Raw genomic sequence first — 19,995 nt, forward strand, 5'->3', positions numbered from 1 at the left:
GAAAGGAACTACGGAATGCCGCTTTATTCGATGACCGGATATGCACGCGCACAGGCGCGGGTGAACGATCAGCTTGGCTACACGCTCAGCGTGAAAAGCGTGAATCATCGCTTTCTGGATGTGCAGCTTCGGCTTCCTTCCGGCCTGGACGCGCTGGAGATGGAATTACGACGCGCGCTCAAGGAACATCTTGTGCGTGGCCACGTGGAGCTGACACTTTCCGTGGAGCGCACCGCACAGCAGACGTCCGGCTTTAATCGCGAAGTTGTCGCTGCTTATGTCGAAGCCTTTCGCGCCGCACAGAAAGAATTCTCGCTTACCGGCGAGCCCGATCTAAACACGATTCTCCGCATGCCGGGTGCTCTCGAATCCAATCACCGCAACTCGGGCGAGGACGAATCCGAGGCACTCACCGCAAGCGTCAGCGCACAGATTGGCGCGTTGCTCCAGCAGTTGAAGGCTATGCGCGCTCGCGAAGGCGAATCGCTTGCGGCCATCCTGCATGGCTCGCTGGACCGGCTTGCGCAGGCTGTGGAAGGCGTGGCGCAGCTTCGTCCGGAGGTGGAGCAGCGTTATCAGGAACGGCTGACGCAGAGGCTCAGCGCGGCGGCGGGTTCGGAGTTCAGCCGCCAGCGCGTACTGGAAGAGGTCGCAGTGCTCGTCGATCGCAGTGACATTGCAGAAGAGCTGGCGCGCATGACTACGCACATTGGCCATTTCCGTGAGTTGCTCGTATCCGGCGGGGAAACGGGCAAGAAGCTCGATTTTCTGCTGCAGGAGATGAACCGCGAGGCCAACACGCTGCTTTCAAAGACTGGCGGGGTGGGCGGCAAAGGCACGCGGATCACGGAACTGGGGCTCGCCATGAAGGCGGAGATCGAAAAGGCACGCGAGCAGATTCAGAACGTAGAGTAGCTGCGGCAGAATTCAGGAAAGGAACCGGCAAGGACTCATCGTGGCAGGCATTCTATTTATCATTTCCGCTCCCTCAGGCTCCGGCAAGAGCACGCTGGTCAGCGAACTTCGCAAGCAGGTCAGCGGCGTGGATTTTTCCATTTCATGGACGACGCGGCCTCCCCGCGGCTCAGAGCAGGACGGCCGCGAATACCACTTCACGGACCGCGCCACCTTTGAGCACATGATTGCGGGGGGCGAGTTCATGGAGCATGCCGAGGTCTTTGGTAACTACTACGGCACAAGCCGAGGGTCGCTGGATGCCGCGCGGCACCAGGGACATGATCTGCTTCTCGACATTGACGTGCAAGGCGCGCTGCAGGTTCGCAGATCCATGCCGGAAGCGGTCAGCATCTTCATCATGCCGCCTAACCCCAAGGTTCTCCGCACGCGGCTCCGCAACCGCTTCCGAGCAGAAGGCCAGGTGAACGAGGCCGATCTTTACCGCCGACTGTCGGAAGCCAGCAAGGAGATTGAGAATTACCGCGAATACGGATATATTCTCGTCAACGACATCCTGGACCGCGCGGTAGCCCAATTGGAAGCGATTGTGCAGGCCGAGCGGTATTATCGCAACAGCGAACCCATTGCACTCCGTGCCAGCAGAGTGTTGGAAGTGGCGGCAGCATGCCGAATGGCCAACTCCACGGAGCGGCTGAAACCAGTGCTTGAGGCCTTCGGGATTCTCAATCCCAACGGCCAACAACAATTGAACTTTGATGCGGGTTCGAATCCAATTGATCCTGTAAAGGATGGTCTGGATGAGGACGAAGATGACGGCTAGGAGAGTTCCCATGCGGATTGAAACCCAGTTTGATTCCAACTATCGCAAGGTGCTTGTTGCGGCCCGCCGGGCGCGCCAGTTGCAGAGCGGGACGCAGGCGCTTGTCAACAGCCCCTCGACCAAGTTCTGCCGCATCGCCCAGGATGAGATCGAAGCGGGCAAGATCTCTTACATCAAGAAAGACATTCCTGTGATGAAGCCGCCGGTGGATGAGTCGGGCCTGCCGATCAGAGCATAAACAAGAGATCAGAGATCGGTTGTCAGAGATCAGCGTTTCGTCTCTCGCGCAGTGAAGCTGATCTCTGACCACTGTTCTACAATCTATTTATGCGAGTCACAGTCGGCGTCTCCGGCGGCATTGCCTCTTATAAAGCCGCAGAACTGGTGCGCGCGCTGCAGCGCCAGGCGCTTGAGGTCCATGTCGTGATGACGGAGGCTGCTATACGCTTCGTCCAGCCGCTTACCTTTCAGGCCCTCTCCGGCAATCGCGTCATTACCAGCCTCTGGGATCAGCAGGGCGCTCCGATGGAGCATATCGACGAAGCTCTGTGGACTGAGGCTCTTGTTGTGGCTCCGGCCACGGCTAACATTCTCGCTAAATTCGCTCACGGCATTGCAGATGATTTCCTTACCACGATGCATCTGGCCACGCGCGCGCCTGTGCTGGTCGCGCCCGCGATGAACGTGAACATGTGGGAGCACCCGGCTACGCAGACGAACCTTGAAATCCTGCGCCAGCGCGGCGTTCGTGTCATTGAGCCGGGCTCGGGCGATCTGGCCTGCGGCATGGTGGGCGCGGGACGCATGGCGGAGCCGGATGCGATTGCTGAAGCCGTGTTGAATATGCTCGGCCATCGCCATGATCTTGCCGGCGAGACTGTCCTCATCACTGCCGGAGGAACGCGTGAGGCGCTCGATCCTGTGCGCTTCCTCGGTAACCGTTCCAGCGGCAAGATGGGCTACGCGCTGGCAGATGCTGCGCACGCCCGCGGCGCAAAGGTCATTCTCATCAGCGGCCCTTCGGCGCTGTATCCTCCCTCTGGGTGCGAGACCGTGCAGGTGACCACTGCCGACCAGATGCGCGAAGCCGTGCTGAACCGCATGGATGAGGCCTCTATCGTAGTGAAGGCCGCTGCCGTGGCCGATTACCGTCCGGTTGTGGTTTCCGAACAGAAGCTCAAGCGTACCGGACCGCTGACACTGGAGCTTGCGCCTACAGAAGACATCCTGGCCGAGGTCGTTCGTCGCCGCCATCCGGGCCAGTTGATTATTGGTTTTGCAGCGGAGACGGAAAACCTTGCGGAAAATGGCCGAGCCAAATTGCTTCGCAAGGGCGCCGACGCAATTGTGGTCAACGATGTCTCCGGAGATCACGCGGGCATCGATTCCGACGTGAATGCTGTGACTTTTCTCACGCTATCCACGGCGATAGAAATGCCGGAGATGCCCAAGCGCAAGCTCGCCGATCGCATTCTGGACGAAATTCTCAGCCTGCGCCGTCCCAAGCAAATGGTGATGGAACTGGAAGACTCGAATGGGCTTGAAGAGTTCGCCGTTCGCCGCCGCCCGGTCATTGTGGAGTAGCCGTGGCCGCTCCGCCGAATGCCAATCTTGACTCCGCTACCCGGCAGGCGCTGGCCACACGTTTGCGGTTTTATCGCGACCTTGGACTGGTCGAATTGTATCGCCGTCCGGTCGATCAGGCTTTGCTTGAAAAGTTCTCACAATCTGTAATATCCGAGCCGGAAGTTGAAGTGCTGCATGAAGCTCAGGCTACCGCCTATATCCCCGTTTCGCACGACCTGGAGGAGACCGCCATTCCGCCCCGCAAGCCTATTGCTGTTCAGCCCGAAATTGCTCCGCCTGTTGCCGCCCAAGACCGCGCCGCTGCTCTCCAAGCCATTCGAGAAGACATCGGCGATTGCACACGCTGCGCGCTTCACAAGGGCCGCAACAAGATTGTCTTTGCGGATGGCTCGCCCGACGCGCGGCTGCTCTTTGTGGGCGAAGGACCGGGTGCCGACGAAGACGCACAGGGACTGCCGTTTGTGGGCAAGGCCGGTCAGTTGCTGAACAACATGATCGGGGCGATGGGACTGAAGCGCGAAGAGGTATACATCTGCAATGTGGTGAAGTGCCGCCCGCCTGGCAATCGCACGCCGGAGCCGGTGGAGGCTAATACCTGCTCGCCGTTCCTGTTTCGCCAGATCGATGTGGTTCGGCCTGAGGTGATTGTTGCGCTTGGTGCTACTGCTGCTACATACCTGCTGGGGCAGCGGCAACCGCTTGCCGGACTGCGCGGCAGGGTGCATGCCTTCCGAGGGTCGAAGCTGATCGTCACGTATCACCCGGCATTTCTGCTGCGCGACCCGCGCCAGAAGAAAGAAGCCTGGGCCGATCTGCAGATTGCCATGCGGGAACTGGGCTTGACGGGACCTCAAAAAGGCTAGGGAGCGCCCACGGAATCTGTGGGGAAAAACTGGTGTGGATCGATGTTATCTGGTTATTTTTCAGATACTTAATGGTATTTTCTTCCACAGATTTACAGAAATTACAGAATCTGTGGGCGAGCGAATTTCTGTGTTTTTCTGTTACCGTTTGGTGCAAGTTATTTATTTACAGATATTTGCGGGTAAAACTTTGCTGAAAAAAGGGCGGAATAATGCGGTCATATGCCAGGAATAATGCCACTTTTTGAGCTCCAAATTTGCAGAGATACTGTCCGAAATTCTCTTTTGCGACAGAAAATACGATGGCCCGGTCGTCGGAGACCGGGCCTTATTTTTGACTGCAAGATAAGTGTGGCACAGATGGGCCTAATTTTGTGCAAACTATCTGGAAGGAATTTGGGTACGAAAGGGCATTGGACGAAGGTAATGTGATTTTAGCTTTAGCCTTCGTGCGCCGTGGCTGGGTGCGTTTGTGGCACCAGTTCGGTTAGCGCAATTCCGGCGAGGATCAGCACTGCTCCAGCGGCGGGGCGCCGGGTGAGCCGCTCACCCAACACTATGAACGAAGTGATCCACGCAAAGACGGGCTCCAGCGTGATCAGCAGGGCTGTGTGCGAAGGCGGCAGGATCGATTGCGCCCAGCTCTGGATGGAAAATGCCGCAGCCGTAGCCAGAACCGCAGCAATCAGCAGTGCGCCAATCAGTCGCGGCGTCAGGTGCAGATGCGGCTGCCCTAAAAAAGGCAGGCTTATGGCCATGAAAACTGCGCAGAAGCCAATCTGCAGAAGCGCCAGCGGGCGAAAGTCCACGCGCGGTGAAACGCGGCCAAGGGCGAGGCAGTGCAGCGCGAAGCCGACCGAGCAGCCGAAGGTGATCAGGTCGCCGCGATTGATGGCTGACCAGTCCGGCAGCAGCGAACCAGTCTCTGCCGGCGTGGTCAGCAACACAATCCCAACCAATGCCACCGCTGCGCCCAGGAAGGCATTCCATCGCGGCATGCGCGCGCCCGGGGGCCGCAGTGCCGGAACGATGCAGAAGAGCGGAACCAGCACGACGACAAGCCCGGTGATAAAGGCCGAGCGCGAAGGAGTGGTGTACAGCAATCCAGCAGTCTGGAACTGGTATCCGGCTGTAAGACAAAGCCCAACTACTGCTCCAGCCGCCACCTGCCACGGCTTGATCTGACGCAGAGACTGCCAGTATGCGGCCAGCAAAACTGCAAAGGCCAGCGTCATGCGCGCCAGGTTGAAGGCAGCGGGCGAGGCATCGGCCAGCGCCGATTTGATCAGCACGAACGTCGATCCCCAGACGGCGACCACGAGGGTCATCAGCAGGTAGGCGCGGGCTTTCATCTCAATTCCATTTTTGCATTGAGGCGGAAGGCTTTCTGATGGCTTATCGGGAAGGCTCCGGGTAGGCCTGTTTGCCTGCCACGATGGTGGTGAGCACACGGGTCTTGAGGATGGCCGACGCGGGGCAGGTGTAGAGGTCGCGATCCACGAGGATCAGGTCAGCTTCATAACCCGGCAGGAGCTTGCCTTTGCGCTTCTCGGCGAACTCGGCGTATGCGGAGCCTTGCGTGTAGGCGTACAAAGCCTGGCCGCGGGTGAGCTTGTTCTCCGGGTAGTAGGTCTTGGTTCCGGCTTCATTCATGCGGGTTACGGCCGCGTACAGGCCGCGGAAGGGCGTGATCGGCTCGACGGGATAATCCGTGCCGAAGGCTAGCGGTACGCCGGCGTCCCAGAAGGCTTTCCATGCGTAGGAGTACGCCGCGCGCTGCGGCCCTAAGCGGCTTTCGGCCCAGTTCATGTCGGTGAGTAGATGATTGGGCTGCATGGAGGCGATTACGCCGAGTTGCTTGAAGCGTGGGATGTCGGCGGGATCGACTACCTGTGCGTGTTCGATGCGGTTGCGGGCTGCTAGCGGCCATTGGGGCCCTGATTGTTGCGGTGTCTTGCTGGATTTTGCGCAGGGCATCTTTTCGTCCATGGGCTGATAGTCCTGGTTCTGCGCGCGGCAGGGCGTAAGCAGTGAGGTCTGGGACTGATAGTCGAGGGATGTTTGTATCGTTGCTTCGGTGAAGGCGTCGAGGGCCATGGAGGCTGCGCGATCGCCGATGGCGTGGAAGCCTAGCTGAAAGCCGGCTTCGGCGCGTTCCACGGCCATCTTGTTCAACTCGTCCTGCTTGAATTGCGGGAGGCCGCTGTTCTTCGGGTCGTCGGAAAATGGCTGCTTCATGGCAGCGGTGCGGGAGCCGAGAGAGCCATCCATGAAGCCCTTCAACATGCCGGTGCGGAGCAGGGGATCGTTGGCGTCATGGTGCGCACGCATGCGCTTGAGCTGGTCTAGCGGAGCAATGAACGGCAGCCATTCATAGATGCGGAGATGCAGGCGGCCTTCTTTTTCCAACTGCTCGAAGGTGAGAAAGTCTTGCCAGTCGGAGAAGTCCTGCACGCTGGTGACGCCGTGGGAGAGCGCATCGGCGATTGCCAGCTCGTCGCCACGGCGGCGTTCTTCCTGCGTTGGCGGCGGAATGATTTTCTCTAGGAGGTCTTTTGCGGATTCGCGGAGAATACCGGTTGGCTCTCCGGCTTTGTCGAGATCGATTGCGCCGCCTTGTGGTGGAACAGTCTTGCCGGTGATGGAGGCGGCCTTGAGGGCCGCAGTGTTGGCGATGGCGATGTGGCCGTCGATACGTTCGAGATACGTGGGGTGATTGCCGGTGAACTTATCGAGGTCCTGCCGTGTGGGCAGAACGGCGTTGGCCCATAGCGTGTGATCCCAGTTGCCGCCGGTGATCCAGTGTCCAGCGGGTGAAGTCTTTGCATAGGTTGCAATCTGCGATTGCATCTCGCTGAGTGAGTGCGTGCCGGTCAGATCGAGATGAATCTTGGTCTGGCCTGCGCCGCCCAAATGCGTGTGGGCGTCATTGATGCCGGGGAAGACGATCGTGCCGGTGCGTGCGGTGTCCAGCGCATGTAGACGCGTCTTCGGGCCTGCGAGGCGTTTTATCTCATCGCTTGAGCCGATGGCCAGCACTTTGCCGCCGCCAATGGCGATGGCTTCCACGGTCTGCGGCTTGTCTTCGGCGAATCCTGCGCCGGTGTAGATGCGGCCGTTGAAGTAGATGTCATCGGGGGGCGCGGATTGAGCGGCAGCGAATGAAGCGCAGAGTGCGGAGCAGGCAAGCAGCAGTCGGATGGAACGCATGTGCGTAGAGTACCAGCCGGAACGCGGCGTGATTCCCTCATCCCGGATTGTTGGGGTTGCCTTTCCCGCTGTCCAGGCTGCCGTCCATGATGAGCGTGCCGGTTGAGGCCACAAAGATTGCGTAGGCGCTTGTGAAGGTTGCCGACTTGGCTTTTGGCGGTCCGGAGAAGACGAATGTTCCGGTAAGAGTGACAAAGGCTACGCTCTCATTGTCATCGAGACCAGTGGGCTCGCCCTGAAGGCGATCTTGAGCCTGTTTGGCGGTGATGAATTCGAGATTCGCAACGTGAATTTGAGAGGCATCTCCTCCGTTGAGAGGAAGGTTGTGAGTGGAGAAGTATGCGGCGACATCGGCCTGGGTGAAGGGTTGCGGGCCGGGCTTGACCGTGAGGGCAGGGATTCCGTGCGGATGTTTGGGCGTGCCCTGCGGCAATGCCATGGCGACGGGCTGCTGCTCTCCAGAATCATGACGACAGCCGGAGCAACCGGAGAGGAAGCATGTTGCGGCGGCGAGAAGAAGGGTTGGATAGGAAATCATGCGCATGGGTGTTCTCCTTTCTGCTCAGCCGCAGCAGCTGGTGGTAAAGATTCCGCCGTTGGACCCGGCGAGGGACGGATCGATGAGCCAGGAGCCGGTGGGCGGTGACTGGCTGGTGTCAGAACCTTTATCGACCTGGGTGTTGTACCAGAAGGTGTAGTCGGAACCGAGGGGTTTGACCGCCCAGATGTTCATCTGAAACTGCGAGGGAGCGGCCGAGGCGCCTGTGGTTCCGGCGAGCTCGGTGCCGATGATGACCGTGTTAGCGCTCATGGTGTTGCTGGTGGAGGTGCCGTTGAAGAGCACGCTCTGGGTGTCGTTATAAATCCAGACCTGGTAGATGCCGGCTGCTCCGCGGGCATCCTGAATGATCATGAAGTGAGTGAAGTCGGCGGCGTCGGCCTGATTGAGGAAGTGGTTGTTGTAGGTGCTCGAGGTGAGCGGGCGGCTGTCTGCCCAGAAGTAGTAGGGATTACCCTCACCAGGAAAGGCATGGTAGCCGGCCTCGACCCAGCAGGCTCCAAAGGCGTTGGAGACGCAGGCCTGGGATAGGTAATCGACGAGCCAGGTTTCATTGTTGACGAAGCCGCCACAGTTGCTGGAGCAGTTCATGCCGATCTGTAGGATGCTGGAGAAAGCGCCGAAGTATTGCGGCTTTTCCTTCCAGACAGCATCGGCGTAGCAATGGCCGACACTGGGGTTTCCACACGAGTAGTTGCTGGCGTGAAGCGGCTTGACTGTGCAGAGAAGGAAAAGGAAGATTGCCGCGGCGGGCCAGAGCCTTGCTATGCGGCCAGACATTGCGTTTCTTATTGTCACTGTGTCCTCCAACCGGCGCACATCTTCGATCTGTGGCCGGAGATGATGACGAATCGGAGGGTCGTCTGTTTCGAGAACCGCTCTCGAGGGCGTGGGGAGCGCTTTTGCGGGCGGGTTGTTGCTGAATCGAGTGAGCGGGGAAATGATTTCCGACTCAGCACCAGGGAACGGGGAAGCGTCCGACGGGAGTATGCTGCGCCTCTTTCGCGGGTGAGTCAAGCGATTTCTTGAATTGTGTTTACTGATCCGCGGCCCACTCTGCCATGGCAAGCATGAGCAGGAGGATGCGTTTTAGGCCTGTTTCGCGGTCGCGTGGTGAATACCACTCCGCCAACGTATGCGCGCCGCCGCTTTCGCCGCCTGCGCCGAGAGAAATAGCTGGAATGCCGATGGAGAGCGGCAGATTTGCATCGGTCGATCCGAGACGCGGTGTGGTCATTAACCCCAGATGGCGATCCACGGCATGCAGAGTTTCAAGTAGTGCGGCTTGTTCCGGCAGGCGGGCGGCTGGGCGATCGCCGATCTTTGTGATGGCGAAGGAGAGTTTTCCATGTGACGAGTGCCGGCTGCGGTTGGTGCGGTCTACGGCGTCTTCCACGGCGCGATGGAGGGCCACCTCCAGACGCAGCAACTCTTCCGCGCTGGTGGAACGGAAGTCGACGGTGGCCTCAGCGTTCTCTGGAATGGAGTTGACGCTGGTGCCTCCTTGCATCGTGCCGATGTTCAACGTAGTGCGCGGCGCTCCCGGTTTGCCGGCATCGCCTGTGGGAGTGCGGGAGAGTTCGGAGAGTGCTTCGGCCAGCGCGACGATGGGATTCGGCGTGCCTGCATCGGTAAAGCTATGGCCGCCGGGGCCTGTAACCGTGGCGCGGAAACGCCTGCTGCCCAGAGCCTGTGTCACTGCGCCGTCTGCACCTGCGCCATCAAGCACGATATGGGCGGCTACGCGCTGGGCCAGCGGGCTGTGCGCGTAAAAATGGCGCACGCCGCGCAGATCGCCTTCGCCCTCCTCACCTACGTTGGCCAGAAACACAAGCGGAGCGGGCGGCTGCACGCCAGAGTGCACAAGCACTGCGGCCAGTGCTAGCAATCCCGCAAGGCCCGCGCCATTATCTCCCGCTCCGGGAATTTCCAGGCGGTCCTGATCATCGACGCGCGTGAGCACGGCATGGAGCGGGGTTCCTGCTGGGAAGACGGTGTCGAGGTGCGCGGAGAGGATGACGATGGGGCCGGTGCTTGCGGGGTCGAGGTGCGGCGTGGGAAGAAATGCGAGCACGTTGCCGATTTCGTCGGGTTGGATAGTGTCGCGTTGAATCGCGGTCAGCCCGATTTCCGTGAATCGCTCGGCGAGCCATGCGGCGCGCGACCGCTCGCCAAAGGGCGGCGCGGGAATTTCGCAGAGCTGGGTCTGCCAGTCGAGGATGGTTTTGGGATTGGCATGGAGCCATGCGAAGGCGGTATGCACGGCGCGCACCGCAGCCAGCGCGGTAACGCGCGCAAAGGCCGAGGTTGCGGAAGGGGAAGGCATGGTCCTGTTGGAAGGTTAGCAGGAGGAGTTAGCTTACTCCGGATACTCGACTGAATGCAGGAAGAGCCCGCGTGCAGGGGCGGTGGGGCCCGCGGCCGCTCGTGCGCGCGCTGTAATCATCTCGGGGATCGCTGCGGCGGGCGTATAGCCGCGGCCCACATCCAGCATGGTGCCGACCAGGTTGCGGACCATGTGGTGCAGAAAGCCGCTGCCGCGCACGCGATAGACGAGCAGATTGCCGTCCGGCGTCTGCTGCTCATGCCAGCTGGAGCTGAAGATGGTGCGAATGGCGTTCTTCTGGGGCTCGCCGTCTTCGTCTTCTATGGTGGTTTCACTGTTGCGCGTGGATTGATCCGGGTCTGTGGCGGCAAAGCTGAGAAAGTCGTGCGTGCCGACAAAGTGCTGTGCAGCATCGTTCAGCACGGCCAGTGAGAGCGGCCAGGGGTAGGAGTAAACGTATCGCGCCAGAAACGGTGGGCAGATGCGGCGAGGCTGGTCCGGGCACCGCTCCACAAAGACATGATATTCGTAGGTTTTGGCGACCGTGGAGTGCCGCGCGTGGAAATCCGGGGGCACGTGCATGGCGGAGATGACGCGAATGGACTCGGGCAGCGTGCGGTTGAGGGCAAGAACCAGGTTTTCCGGAGGAATGCCGGCTTGGAGGGCGACGCTGGCCACCTGCGTCAGCGCGTGTACGCCGGCGTCTGTGCGGCCGGAGCCCTGCGGTAGCGGATTTTCGCCCGTTACTCGGTCCAGCGCAGCCTGCAACTCACCCTGTACGGTCATTTGCTCGGGCTGCACCTGCCAGCCGCGAAAATCTGTGCCGTCATAGGAGACAATGAGCTTCCAATTTTGCGCCGCTGGAATCACTTTTACAGGGTATCCGACAGGAGCAGGGCCCTTTTCCTCATCTCTTTTCGCTCCTCGCTTCGCGACCTGAGGGAAAAGGGCCCTGCCCTGACTTCAAATTGAGAGCGATTCACCCTGCGGTATACTCAACTATCCGCATCTTTTGGCTGGCAGGCCGCGAATTTCCGGGAACGAATCGCGGACGCGGCGCGTATGGATGAGGGAAGTCATACTCGGACAACGGGCCGGATGTGGCGCTGGGGCGTTATGAAAAACGCACACCGGCGAACAGGCAGGAGATTTTTTGCGGCTGGAGACGCCTTCCAGCCATCTTGATGAATGGCACCCCACATGCCTAACTGATTTGTGGAGAGGAATCATGGACTTGCACAGTACAGGTGTGTCTGAACGTCGGCAGCCCCAGGCCAGGCTGCGCGCTTTTGCTCTCATAATGCTAATTCTGGCCTCCAGCATGTCTGGTCTGGCCCAGCAGGGCCAGCAGACTTTGAAGGACAACCAGGACATTCAGAACGTCAAACGGGACAAAGAGGGCTCTCCGCTGCCCAATACGCCGGTTCCCACGCTCACTGAGCCGCTCTGGCTGCGCCCGTCGTCGCGCGACTTCTCGAAGCCGTATGCCGGCTTGTGGGGTGCTCCGTGGAAGCCGTATACGCCCACCACCGTGGACAAGGCGAATTTTTCCAACTCGGTTCGCCTGACCGATCTGCTGAAGAACGGCAAGATTTATCTCAGCCTCTCGGATGCGATTGCGTTGACGCTCGAGAACAACTACGACATCGCCATCAGCCGCTATTACCTGGATATTGCCGATCTCGACTTTGCTCGCGCGAAGGCGGGCGGCCTCCTGCACGGCGTAGGCGCGGCGGTGCTGCAGAACACCATCGGCGGCAGCTCCACAACGCTGAGCACGTCTGGTGCGCCGGGAACCGTTTCCGGTGCCGCTGCCGGTTCGGCAGGCATTGTGATCACCAGTGACGGCGCAGGCCCGGCGCCCACCAATCGCGACCCTATTGTGGCGGGAACCATTGAGCTGCAGCGCGCGGAGTCGCCGAGCACCGGCATTCTGGTGCCCCGCGCCTTCACCAATACGGACCAGTACAACTTTACCTATACCCAGGGATTCAGTCCCGGCACGCAGTTGCAGGTCACCTGGAACAACAGCCGCACCACCACCAACAGTGAGTTCAACTCCTACAGCCCTCAGCTTTACTCGACCTTTCTGGCGACGGTAACACAGCCACTGCTGCAAGGCGCGGGTACGTGGATCAATAACCGCCTCATCTATGAGGCGAAGATCAACCGCCGCATCACGGACTCCACCTTCCGCCAACAGATTCTCCAGACCGTCAATACGGTGGAGAACATCTATTGGGTGGTGGTTTCCGCATATGAGGATGTGCAGGCCAAGCAGCGCGCACTCGATCAGAGCTCCAAGGTTCTGGGCGATACGCAGAAGCAGCTGGATATTGGCACCATGGCGCCACTCGATGTGGTTAACGCACAATCCACCGTGGCCACCGACAAGCAGAGCCTGATCAACTCACAGGTCAACCTTAATTACCAGCAGCTTGTCCTCAAGCAGGCAATCGCGCGCAACCTCGGTGATCCTGCACTCGTTGCCGCGCCTATCATTCCGACGGATCGCGTCAGCCTCGCAGAACTTCCAGAGGAGGGCATGACACCGGAAGATCTGGTACAGGAGGCCTTCAAGAATCGGCCCGAGCTTGAACAGGCTGCGCTCTCCATCAAGAAGGATGAGATTGCGCTCAGAGGCGCGCGCAACGCGCTCCTGCCTACGCTCAATCTCGAGGCCTTCTACGGCGCTGCTGCTGCCGGCGGTGCGCAGAGCCCTTACTGCGAGAATTTCTTCACTGGAGCACCTTGCGGGCCTAATACGGTCCCCCAAGTTGGGTATCCGGACGTGCTTAATGGCCTGGTGAACAGCAGCTCGCCGAACAAGGGTGTTGAATTCACGTTCAGTGTGCCTCTGCGCAATCGCACAGCGCAGGCTGATCAGGCGCGTTCGCTGATTGAGTATCGCCAGGCAGAGATGCATCTGGAGCAGCTCTACACGCAGATTCACATGCAGGTGGTGGCGCAGAAGTACGCGCTTACCAACGACCGCGCGCAGGTGATGGCCGCACAGGCAGCCTCAGACTATGCAAAGCAGAGTCTGGACGCGGAGCAGAAGAAGCTTTCTCTCGGCGCTTCGACCACCACGAATGTGCTGCAATATGAGCGCAACGTGGCCTCGGCGGAGAACACGCTCATCAATGCAAACCTGACCTATGCCAAGGACCGCGCGTTGCTTTACCAGACTCTAGCCACCACGCTGGAGCATTACAACATTAACCTGAGCGAAGCGGCAACGGGCCAGATCGGCGCTGCCCCTGTGATTCCAGGGCTTGAGCCGCCCAAGCAGGGTGGCAGCGCACCGCAGTAAGCTCGCTGTGAGCACAGCAAAAAGCCCGGCCTTGTGCCGGGCTTTTGTTTGCTTGTGACGCGGGGCTATCGCTCCGCGACGAAATCCAGCAGGTTGAAGAACTCCGGGAAGCTGATTGCCGCGGACTCTGCGCCCTGAATCAGCGTGTCGCCTTCCGCGCGCAAGGCCGCAACCGAAAACGCCATTGCGATGCGGTGGTCGCCACCGGAGTCGATTGTGGCTCCATGCAGAGTCTGTCCGCCGGGGACATCAAGGCCGTCTTCGAACTCTTCTACCTCGGCTCCCATAGCGCGCAGGTTCTGCGCGACGAGTGCGATGCGATCCGATTCTTTTACACGAAGCTCTTTTGCATCGCGGATGCGGATGCCGCCGCTTGTGTAGGGCGCGATCGCCGCCAGCACAGGCAGCTCGTCAATGAGCTGTGCGGCGAGGCCACCGCTGATTGTCGTCGAGCGCAGGCCGTCCGGAGGAGCCGTTACCTGCACTGTGCCAACCAGCTCTGCGTTCTTCTCTTCGAGATTCAGCACCGCAATGTGCGCGCCGAGCGCGGTGAGAACGTCGAGCAGCGTGGCTCGGGTCGGGTTCAGGCCGAGCGAATCCAATACCAGGCTGGAGCCGGGAAACAGCGCCGCCGCGCAAAGGAAAAACGCTGCCGAGGAAATATCTCCCGGCACTGCCGCGTCAATGGCTTTCAGCTTTTGCGGGCCGGAGATCGAAACCGAATCAGAGGCGCGTTTTACCTCGGCTCCAAAAGCACGGAGAGCCAGCTCGCTGTGGTCGCGTGTGCGGATGGCTTCGCGCACTGTTGTTATTCCTGCGGTCTGCAGGCCTGCGAGCAGGATGCAGCTCTTGACCTGCGCGCTTGGCACTGGAGTTGTGTAGTCCATGGCGTTGAGCCGCGCGCCTTCAATCATGAGTGGTGCGTGGCCTTCAGTCAGCGTGAGCTTCGCGCCCATCTCAGCCAGCGGCTTGCGGATACGCTCCATGGGGCGGCGCGAAAGGGAAGCGTCACCGATGAGCGTAAATGTGCCCTCCTGCGGCGCAAGCAGGCCGGAGATCATGCGCATGGTGGAACCCGAGTTGCCGCAGTCGAGAGGCTCGCTGCTGGGCGTTACGCGCCCGCCAACGCCTGTAACTTCCACTGCGCCTTCGCCGAGCTTCGTCACCTTCGCCCCCAGCGCCTGCATGCAGGCAAGCGTGGAGGCGCAGTCCGCACCGGTTGAAAAATTCGTAAAGCGCGAAGTGCCTTCGGCAAAGGCCGCAAGCATTCCGTAACGGTGGCTGATGGACTTGTCGCCGGGCAGGCGCAGGCTGCCGAGAATATTGCGCGCCGGCCGGATGATGCGTTCTTCCACTGCTGTATGCACAAATGCTCCGGGTGCTGCGCGCACGGCGAACTGCGCCTGAGGCGCGCATGGTCTATCTCAAGTTTAACAATCAAAGATGCGTCAAAATGTCACGAATTCCGCTTCAACGCCCTCTTCAGCACCGTCTCCAGCGCTGCTTTTTGCGTCTGGTACTCGTCGGCGTCAATCGTGCCCGAGAGCTTTTCGCTTTCGAGTGTGAAGAGTTCTTCCTTGAGCGCGTTCAGCAATGCGGCATTTTTGCCGGCTGGTGTAGTCGGCAAAACGGGATTTATGGCCAGACCCGCAGTTGTCGCCCCCGCTGCAGATGCGCCTTCTATTCCAGCGGGCTTGCGCAGCAGAAATGCGGCTGCAATCCCCAGCGCCAGCACCACGCCGCCCAGGATCCACCACTTGTACTTGCTCAGCGGATCAGGCTGATTGATTGGCTCGCCGATGCCGCCACCCGGGCCGCTATTTTGCGCTGCCTGTGCGCCGCCGCCTGCAGCTCCTGCGCCGCCTTGCTGGCCTTCGCGTGGAATCGATCCCTCGCCGCTTACCGTGAATTGAATTGTTTTGCCTGGGACAGCATTCTTCAGCAGAAAAATCTGGAAGGATGGATCGCGTTGCAGCTGCTGAAAGGCCAGTCCATCGCCCGCGGCAAAGGTCATCGCCTTCGGCAGCTGGATTACGAAGTTGTCTACGGTCATGAGCAGCGTGGGCTTAAACGTATAGGAGCCGGAGTAAGGAAGATGGAACTGGATCTGGAAGATGGTCATCTTATCCGATCCCTGGTCCGGGTCAATAGGCACGGTAAACGTGTAGTGGCCCTTCTCGGGCAGAGCCCGCGGCATCGACATGGTCGGCATGCCGTTGGGCCGCGTGGATTCAGCCGCGTCCATGACCGCGCCCTCTGGCAGAACAAACTCAAATGGCTTATCGCCGAACTGCGTCATCTGCGGCGAGCTGATGTTGTGCACTACGAACTGTTCCGTCACCTGCAGCTGTCCGTTGGCCGTTTCCAGGCCGAAGATCTGGTCTTCGATCGAGACGCCATCCACCTTTGCTCTGGCATCGTAGACGGTCACATCGCCCGAGGGTCCGCCTGCCGCGATAAAGAATGGCGCGCCTTGGTGCGTCACGCGCACCAGATAGGGTCCCGCGCCAGGCATGTTCAGCGTGTAGTGGCCTTTGGCATCGCTGGTGGTTTTTGCCGCAGCGTTCATGTGGGCCTGTACGTCAATCAGCTCTACCGTGTCGCCTGCGGAGGGCTTGCCGGTGGTCTTGTTGTTCACTATGCCGGAAGTGGCGGCGGCGTGCGCCAGCGAGGCAGAAAACAAAATGCTTAGAGCAAAGGCGCCAGTAGCAAATCGAGTCAAATGCATTCGTGTCGTAATCCTTCAATTCTTAATCGGGACCAAATCGGATTTCTGACCCCTGATCGCTGATCTCTGTCTTTATGCCTGCTGCAGCCGCTCAATCTCTGACAGCAGTTGTGCGGTCTCGGTTTCAAGTGACGCACGTTGCGCTTCAAAGTCCTCTTCGGGATATTTTCCTGCGCGATATTCAAAGTTCAAATCGCGCAGGTTTTCGTAAAGCTGTTCCTTGCGCTCCAGCAGGTAATCGAGCTGCGTCTTTTGTTTCTGCGCGGCAAAGGAATTTTCCGGCCAGAAAGTGTAAACAAACGCGCCGATCAGCAGCAGCAATCCGGCAATCAATCCGGTGTTTGAGGTCATTGCTTAAAAACCTCCATCTGCGCCGGTCTCCCGGCGAATCTTGTCTTTAATTGCAGACATCTCTGGCGTCTCGCTTTGCGCAGTGACAGCCTGTGGCCGCGTTGCTGCCCAGTGGCGTGCTACCAGCAGCACTCCAAATAATGCCGCCAGAAATACCGCTCCCGGCGCAATCCACGCCACGAGGTCGAAGCCCTGTGTGGTTGGCGCGGCCAGCACGGTCGGTCCATACTCCGCAGCAAAGGCCGTCAGAATATCCTTGTCGCCCTTGTTGTCGCGGATATAGCTCGCAAGCTGGCTTCTCATGCGGTCGGAGTCCGGACAGCCCACATGATTGCACTCGCCCAGCAGCTGCGCGCAGCCGCATGGGCACACCATGCGGTGTCCCAGATCGTTAAACCGCGAACCCGCGTCTGTTGCGCCGAGCGTAAAGCAGAGCGCAACCATGAGCGCGGCGGCTTGAGCGGCCTTCACCCAGAAGGTCCACTTCGTAAAAGAAAGGCGCATCAATCGCCTCCCTTAAGAGCCGCGGTTGGAACTGTTGCGCGCGCCGGAACCTTCAGTACTACTGTTGAGGGAATGATAGAAGGCACGAGCGCGATGATTGAGCCGATCACGATCACGATCCATCCAAACCAGATCCAGCCGACGAGCGGATTCAGGATGGCTTTGATAATCGGCTGGCCTGAGTCCGGATTGATGCCTTCGTAGACCACATACAGATCCCACTCCGGCACGGAGTGAATGGCCACCATGGTCTGCGGCTGCTGGCTGGCGAGATATACGCGCTTCTCCGGCGTCATCTGGAGATTCGTAAAACCGCTCGTGGTAAGCACCTTTACCGGCTTGCCATTGGAGGTCACATCGAGCAGCGCAAACTCCGAGTTGTAGTTTGCATTCGAGTCCTGCGAGAAACCAATGCATTCAAGATCGTATGGTCCGAGATGGATTTTGGAGTGCAGGCCCATCTCCTGTTCGACGTTGCGGTTGAACGCTGCACCGGCAAAGCCGATGATCGCAATCACCAGGCCGATGTGAATGAGATAGCCGCCGTAGCGCCGCGTGTTGCGCCGCGTGAGCAGCACCAATGCGGCAAAGAGATTCTTGCCCGTCTGCTTTGCAATGACGCCTGCGCCGCGCAGAAATTCACTCACAATGGCTGTGAGAACGGCTGCTGCGAGCGCAAAAGCGATCAGCGCATAGAAGGTGCCGGCCTGAAACTCGCCATCCTTCCACGGCCTGACGCCTGCCACAAGTGCCACAATCACCGTGCCCCAGAGCGCGATGACCGGAATCACAAAGTTGCGGCGAATGGCCTTGAGCGATGCAGAGCGCCATGGCAAGAGCGGGCCCACGCCAGTGAGAAACAGCAGGAACAGGCCGATGGGAATAGCCACGGCGCTGTAATAAGGACCGCTGACTGTTTCTTTTCTGTCCCACACATACTCACTAACAATTGGCCAAAATGTGCCTAGTAGAATCACAAAGCAGCCGAGCAGCAAAACGAGATTATTGAACAAAAAGCTCGACTCGCGGCTGACCAGCGACTCGAGCTGATGGTCGCTCTTGAGGTGGTCCTTCTGCAGGATGAATGTAAAGAGGCAGACGAGCAGCACCAGTCCCAGGAAGACATAAAACCAGGTGCCGATGGAGGATTGCGCAAAGGCGTGGACCGAGCTGACCAGCCCCGCGCGTGTGAGCAGCGTGCCGACGATGGTGAGCATGAACGTGACGAAGATCAGCCACACATTCCAGCTCTTCATCATGCCGCGCTTCTCCTGCATCATCACGGAGTGCAGAAAGGCTGTTGCCGCAAGCCACGGCATGAAGCTTGCGTTCTCTACCGGGTCCCAGCCCCAGTAGCCGCCCCACCCCAGCACTGCATAAGCCCAGTGCATGCCGAGGAAGATGCCGCAGGTGAGGAAGGTCCACGTGACCATTGTCCAGACGCGCGTGATGCGTATCCATTTTTCGCCTGGATAACGCATCATCAGCGCGCCGAGCGCAAAAGCGAAGGGCACCGAGAAGCCCACGTAGCCCAGGTACAGCATGGGTGGGTGGATGACCATTTCCGGATACTGGAGGAGGGGATTGAGACCATTGCCGTCATCCGGCAGCGGACCACCCGGCACATAACCCGGCAGCAGGGAAAACGGCGGTGCGGCAAAGTTGAGCAGCGAGAGGAAGAAGACCTGAATCCCGGCCAGAATCGTTCCCGCATAGGCATACAGCTTTACATCGTTCTTATGCGTCAGCCGCAGCACAAAACCGTAGCCGGCCAGCAGCCATGCCCATAGCAGGAGAGATCCCTCTTGGCCGCTCCACAGAGCTGAAAATTTGTATGCAGCCGGGAGCGCGCGGTTGGAATGCTCCACGATGTAGGCGATTGAAAAATCATTGTGGAAGACGCTCCAGATCAGCGCAAAGGCCGCGCATGAGACCGCCACGAAGCTGGCGATGCCTGCACGCCGCGCCGTATCCGCCAGACGCTCCGGCGAAATACGCGCCTGTGCTCCGGTCGCAATCAGCCGCAAAGCAAAGATGCCGGCCAGCAGGTTGTACGCCGCCAAAGCAAGGGCGGCAATCAGGGCAAAACTGCCAAAGGTTGCCATTGAGACCTCAATCACTATTTTCGCAGACGGACGCGACGCTGCATTGTGAGGGGAAGCACAGCCAGCATGGTCATTCTATGGACGCAAAGAAGATTGCGCCTCGCTCAATAGATGGAGGAAAAAATTGATAGACAGGAAGGGTGAAAGCGGTTTCAGGCAATGCGCAAAATTTTAGGCTGCATGGTCTCGCCGGCGGCGCCCAGCATCTCGCTCATGGAAGAGGAGGCAGGCAGAAGGTGCGCGTTGGGGGATGTGTACTCCGTGTCCGTACAGTCATCATTGCTGCAGATCACTAACACCGGAACCCGCGGCGCGCGGCTGGCCAGCTCGTCCACGAAGACCTGTCCGGAAAGCCCCGGCATATGCAGCGCCACCACTACCAGCGCCAGATCGCGCGCAAATGCAGGCTGATCGACCAGAATAAAAGCTTCTGCAGCGCCGGCGGCGCGCACAACGCGCTGATACACAGACTCAAGGGCGGCTTTTTGAGCGTATGCCTGAAATGGATCGTCATTCACCAGAAGGATTGCCGGTGCGGGTACTGCAAAGGCCCATGACTTAGCGACTGCGCTCAAGCTCTATAACTCTCCAACAAATCCGATGCAGGGTCCGCCGGAACAGGTTGCCCGGATCGTCAACAAAATAAATCGCTTTAGTCATATGGGTCAAGCAAATTCAATCGTTTGAATTATTTAAGACATGAACCTCTCT

Annotated in this window: 18 protein-coding genes; 6 read left to right on the forward strand and 12 right to left on the reverse strand. The window is 59.4% G+C overall.

From position 1 onward, the window contains the following. Positions 1-15: 15 nt before the first annotated feature. The 5 genes from VO84_RS00740 to VO84_RS00760 all read left to right on the forward strand — a co-directional run bounded on the left by VO84_RS00740 (position 16) and on the right by VO84_RS00760 (position 4,188). A complete protein-coding gene (locus tag VO84_RS00740; protein WP_058185369.1) occupies positions 16-915 on the forward strand; it encodes a YicC/YloC family endoribonuclease in 900 nt (299 codons plus the stop codon). Positions 916-955: 40 nt separating this feature from the next. Continuing rightward, positions 956-1,738, forward strand: a complete 783-nt coding sequence (gmk, locus tag VO84_RS00745) for a guanylate kinase (RefSeq protein ID WP_082661575.1) — start codon at positions 956-958, stop codon at positions 1,736-1,738. Positions 1,739-1,748: 10 nt separating this feature from the next. Then, complete coding sequence (gene rpoZ / locus VO84_RS00750; RefSeq protein ID WP_058185370.1) at positions 1,749-1,976, forward strand: DNA-directed RNA polymerase subunit omega; 228 nt, start codon at positions 1,749-1,751, stop codon at positions 1,974-1,976. 89 nt (positions 1,977-2,065) lie between these two features. Continuing rightward, positions 2,066-3,322, forward strand: a complete 1,257-nt coding sequence (gene coaBC / locus VO84_RS00755) for a bifunctional phosphopantothenoylcysteine decarboxylase/phosphopantothenate--cysteine ligase CoaBC (protein WP_058185371.1) — start codon at positions 2,066-2,068, stop codon at positions 3,320-3,322. A 2-nt stretch (positions 3,323-3,324) separates the two neighbouring features. After that, positions 3,325-4,188: a uracil-DNA glycosylase gene (locus tag VO84_RS00760; protein ID WP_058185372.1), complete on the forward strand. Its 864-nt coding sequence runs from the start codon at positions 3,325-3,327 to the stop codon at positions 4,186-4,188. A gap of 440 nt (positions 4,189-4,628) precedes the next feature. Here VO84_RS00760 and VO84_RS00765 read toward each other — a convergent pair whose 3' ends face one another. The 6 genes from VO84_RS00765 to truA all read right to left on the reverse strand — a co-directional run bounded on the left by VO84_RS00765 (position 4,629) and on the right by truA (position 11,153). After that, on the reverse strand, positions 4,629-5,540 hold the full coding sequence (locus VO84_RS00765) for a DMT family transporter (RefSeq protein ID WP_058185373.1): 912 nt from the start codon (positions 5,538-5,540) through the stop codon (positions 4,629-4,631). 43 nt (positions 5,541-5,583) lie between these two features. Next, entirely contained in the window at positions 5,584-7,398 is a 1,815-nt protein-coding gene (locus VO84_RS00770) for an amidohydrolase (RefSeq protein WP_058185374.1), read from the reverse strand. Positions 7,399-7,435: 37 nt separating this feature from the next. Then, positions 7,436-7,942, reverse strand: a complete 507-nt coding sequence (locus VO84_RS00775) for a hypothetical protein (protein ID WP_058185375.1) — start codon at positions 7,940-7,942, stop codon at positions 7,436-7,438. A gap of 18 nt (positions 7,943-7,960) precedes the next feature. After that, positions 7,961-8,737 (reverse strand): hypothetical protein, encoded by a 777-nt coding sequence (locus tag VO84_RS00780; RefSeq protein WP_058185376.1) that lies wholly within the window; start codon positions 8,735-8,737, stop codon positions 7,961-7,963. Between the two features lie 256 nt (positions 8,738-8,993). Next, on the reverse strand, positions 8,994-10,283 hold the full coding sequence (locus tag VO84_RS00785) for a M20/M25/M40 family metallo-hydrolase (RefSeq protein ID WP_058185377.1): 1,290 nt from the start codon (positions 10,281-10,283) through the stop codon (positions 8,994-8,996). A 33-nt stretch (positions 10,284-10,316) separates the two neighbouring features. Next, on the reverse strand, positions 10,317-11,153 hold the full coding sequence (gene truA, locus VO84_RS00790; protein WP_231737726.1) for a tRNA pseudouridine(38-40) synthase TruA: 837 nt from the start codon (positions 11,151-11,153) through the stop codon (positions 10,317-10,319). Positions 11,154-11,511: 358 nt separating this feature from the next. Here truA and VO84_RS00795 point away from each other — a divergent pair, with 358 nt between their 5' ends. Further along, entirely contained in the window at positions 11,512-13,596 is a 2,085-nt protein-coding gene (locus tag VO84_RS00795) for a TolC family protein (protein WP_058185378.1), read from the forward strand. 65 nt (positions 13,597-13,661) lie between these two features. Here VO84_RS00795 and aroA read toward each other — a convergent pair whose 3' ends face one another. The 6 genes from aroA to VO84_RS00825 form a co-directional block, all read right to left on the reverse strand. Beyond that, positions 13,662-14,963 (reverse strand): 3-phosphoshikimate 1-carboxyvinyltransferase, encoded by a 1,302-nt coding sequence (aroA, locus tag VO84_RS00800; protein WP_058185563.1) that lies wholly within the window; start codon positions 14,961-14,963, stop codon positions 13,662-13,664. 89 nt (positions 14,964-15,052) lie between these two features. Beyond that, positions 15,053-16,324 carry a carboxypeptidase-like regulatory domain-containing protein gene (locus VO84_RS00805; RefSeq protein WP_058185379.1) on the reverse strand — a complete coding sequence of 424 codons (1,272 nt, stop codon included), beginning with the start codon at positions 16,322-16,324 and terminating at the stop codon, positions 15,053-15,055. Between the two features lie 72 nt (positions 16,325-16,396). Beyond that, the gene (locus tag VO84_RS00810; protein WP_058185380.1) at positions 16,397-16,675 is read right to left on the reverse strand and encodes a hypothetical protein; all 279 of its coding nucleotides are present in this window, start codon (positions 16,673-16,675) and stop codon (positions 16,397-16,399) included. Between the two features lie 3 nt (positions 16,676-16,678). After that, a complete protein-coding gene (locus tag VO84_RS00815) occupies positions 16,679-17,179 on the reverse strand; it encodes a cytochrome c-type biogenesis protein CcmH (RefSeq protein WP_058185381.1) in 501 nt (166 codons plus the stop codon). After that, positions 17,179-19,284 (reverse strand): heme lyase CcmF/NrfE family subunit, encoded by a 2,106-nt coding sequence (locus VO84_RS00820; protein ID WP_058185382.1) that lies wholly within the window; start codon positions 19,282-19,284, stop codon positions 17,179-17,181. The genes VO84_RS00815 and VO84_RS00820 overlap by 1 nt, the downstream gene beginning before the upstream one ends. Before the next feature lie 152 nt (positions 19,285-19,436). Then, a complete protein-coding gene (locus VO84_RS00825) occupies positions 19,437-19,859 on the reverse strand; it encodes a response regulator (RefSeq protein ID WP_058185383.1) in 423 nt (140 codons plus the stop codon). Positions 19,860-19,995 lie beyond the last annotated feature (136 nt).

This window comes from Occallatibacter gabretensis, assembly GCF_001449115.1.
GTDB lineage: Bacteria > Acidobacteriota > Terriglobia > Terriglobales > Acidobacteriaceae > Telmatobacter > Telmatobacter gabretensis.

What these genes read in the sequence shown, in the direction of transcription:
- VO84_RS00770 (WP_058185374.1), bottom strand. Translation starts at nt 7,398, where the DNA reads ATGCGTTCCATCCGACTGCTGCTTGCCTGCTCCGCACTCTGCGCTTCA.
- VO84_RS00810 (WP_058185380.1), bottom strand. Translation starts at nt 16,675, where the DNA reads ATGACCTCAAACACCGGATTGATTGCCGGATTGCTGCTGCTGATCGGC.
- VO84_RS00740 (WP_058185369.1), top strand. Translation starts at nt 16, where the DNA reads ATGCCGCTTTATTCGATGACCGGATATGCACGCGCACAGGCGCGGGTG.
- VO84_RS00775 (WP_058185375.1), bottom strand. Translation starts at nt 7,942, where the DNA reads ATGCGCATGATTTCCTATCCAACCCTTCTTCTCGCCGCCGCAACATGC.
- VO84_RS00805 (WP_058185379.1), bottom strand. Translation starts at nt 16,324, where the DNA reads ATGCATTTGACTCGATTTGCTACTGGCGCCTTTGCTCTAAGCATTTTG.
- rpoZ (WP_058185370.1), top strand. Translation starts at nt 1,749, where the DNA reads ATGCGGATTGAAACCCAGTTTGATTCCAACTATCGCAAGGTGCTTGTT.
- VO84_RS00815 (WP_058185381.1), bottom strand. Translation starts at nt 17,179, where the DNA reads ATGCGCCTTTCTTTTACGAAGTGGACCTTCTGGGTGAAGGCCGCTCAA.
- VO84_RS00820 (WP_058185382.1), bottom strand. Translation starts at nt 19,284, where the DNA reads ATGGCAACCTTTGGCAGTTTTGCCCTGATTGCCGCCCTTGCTTTGGCG.
- VO84_RS00765 (WP_058185373.1), bottom strand. Translation starts at nt 5,540, where the DNA reads ATGAAAGCCCGCGCCTACCTGCTGATGACCCTCGTGGTCGCCGTCTGG.
- VO84_RS00795 (WP_058185378.1), top strand. Translation starts at nt 11,512, where the DNA reads ATGGACTTGCACAGTACAGGTGTGTCTGAACGTCGGCAGCCCCAGGCC.
- VO84_RS00785 (WP_058185377.1), bottom strand. Translation starts at nt 10,283, where the DNA reads ATGCCTTCCCCTTCCGCAACCTCGGCCTTTGCGCGCGTTACCGCGCTG.
- VO84_RS00780 (WP_058185376.1), bottom strand. Translation starts at nt 8,737, where the DNA reads ATGTCTGGCCGCATAGCAAGGCTCTGGCCCGCCGCGGCAATCTTCCTT.
- coaBC (WP_058185371.1), top strand. Translation starts at nt 2,066, where the DNA reads ATGCGAGTCACAGTCGGCGTCTCCGGCGGCATTGCCTCTTATAAAGCC.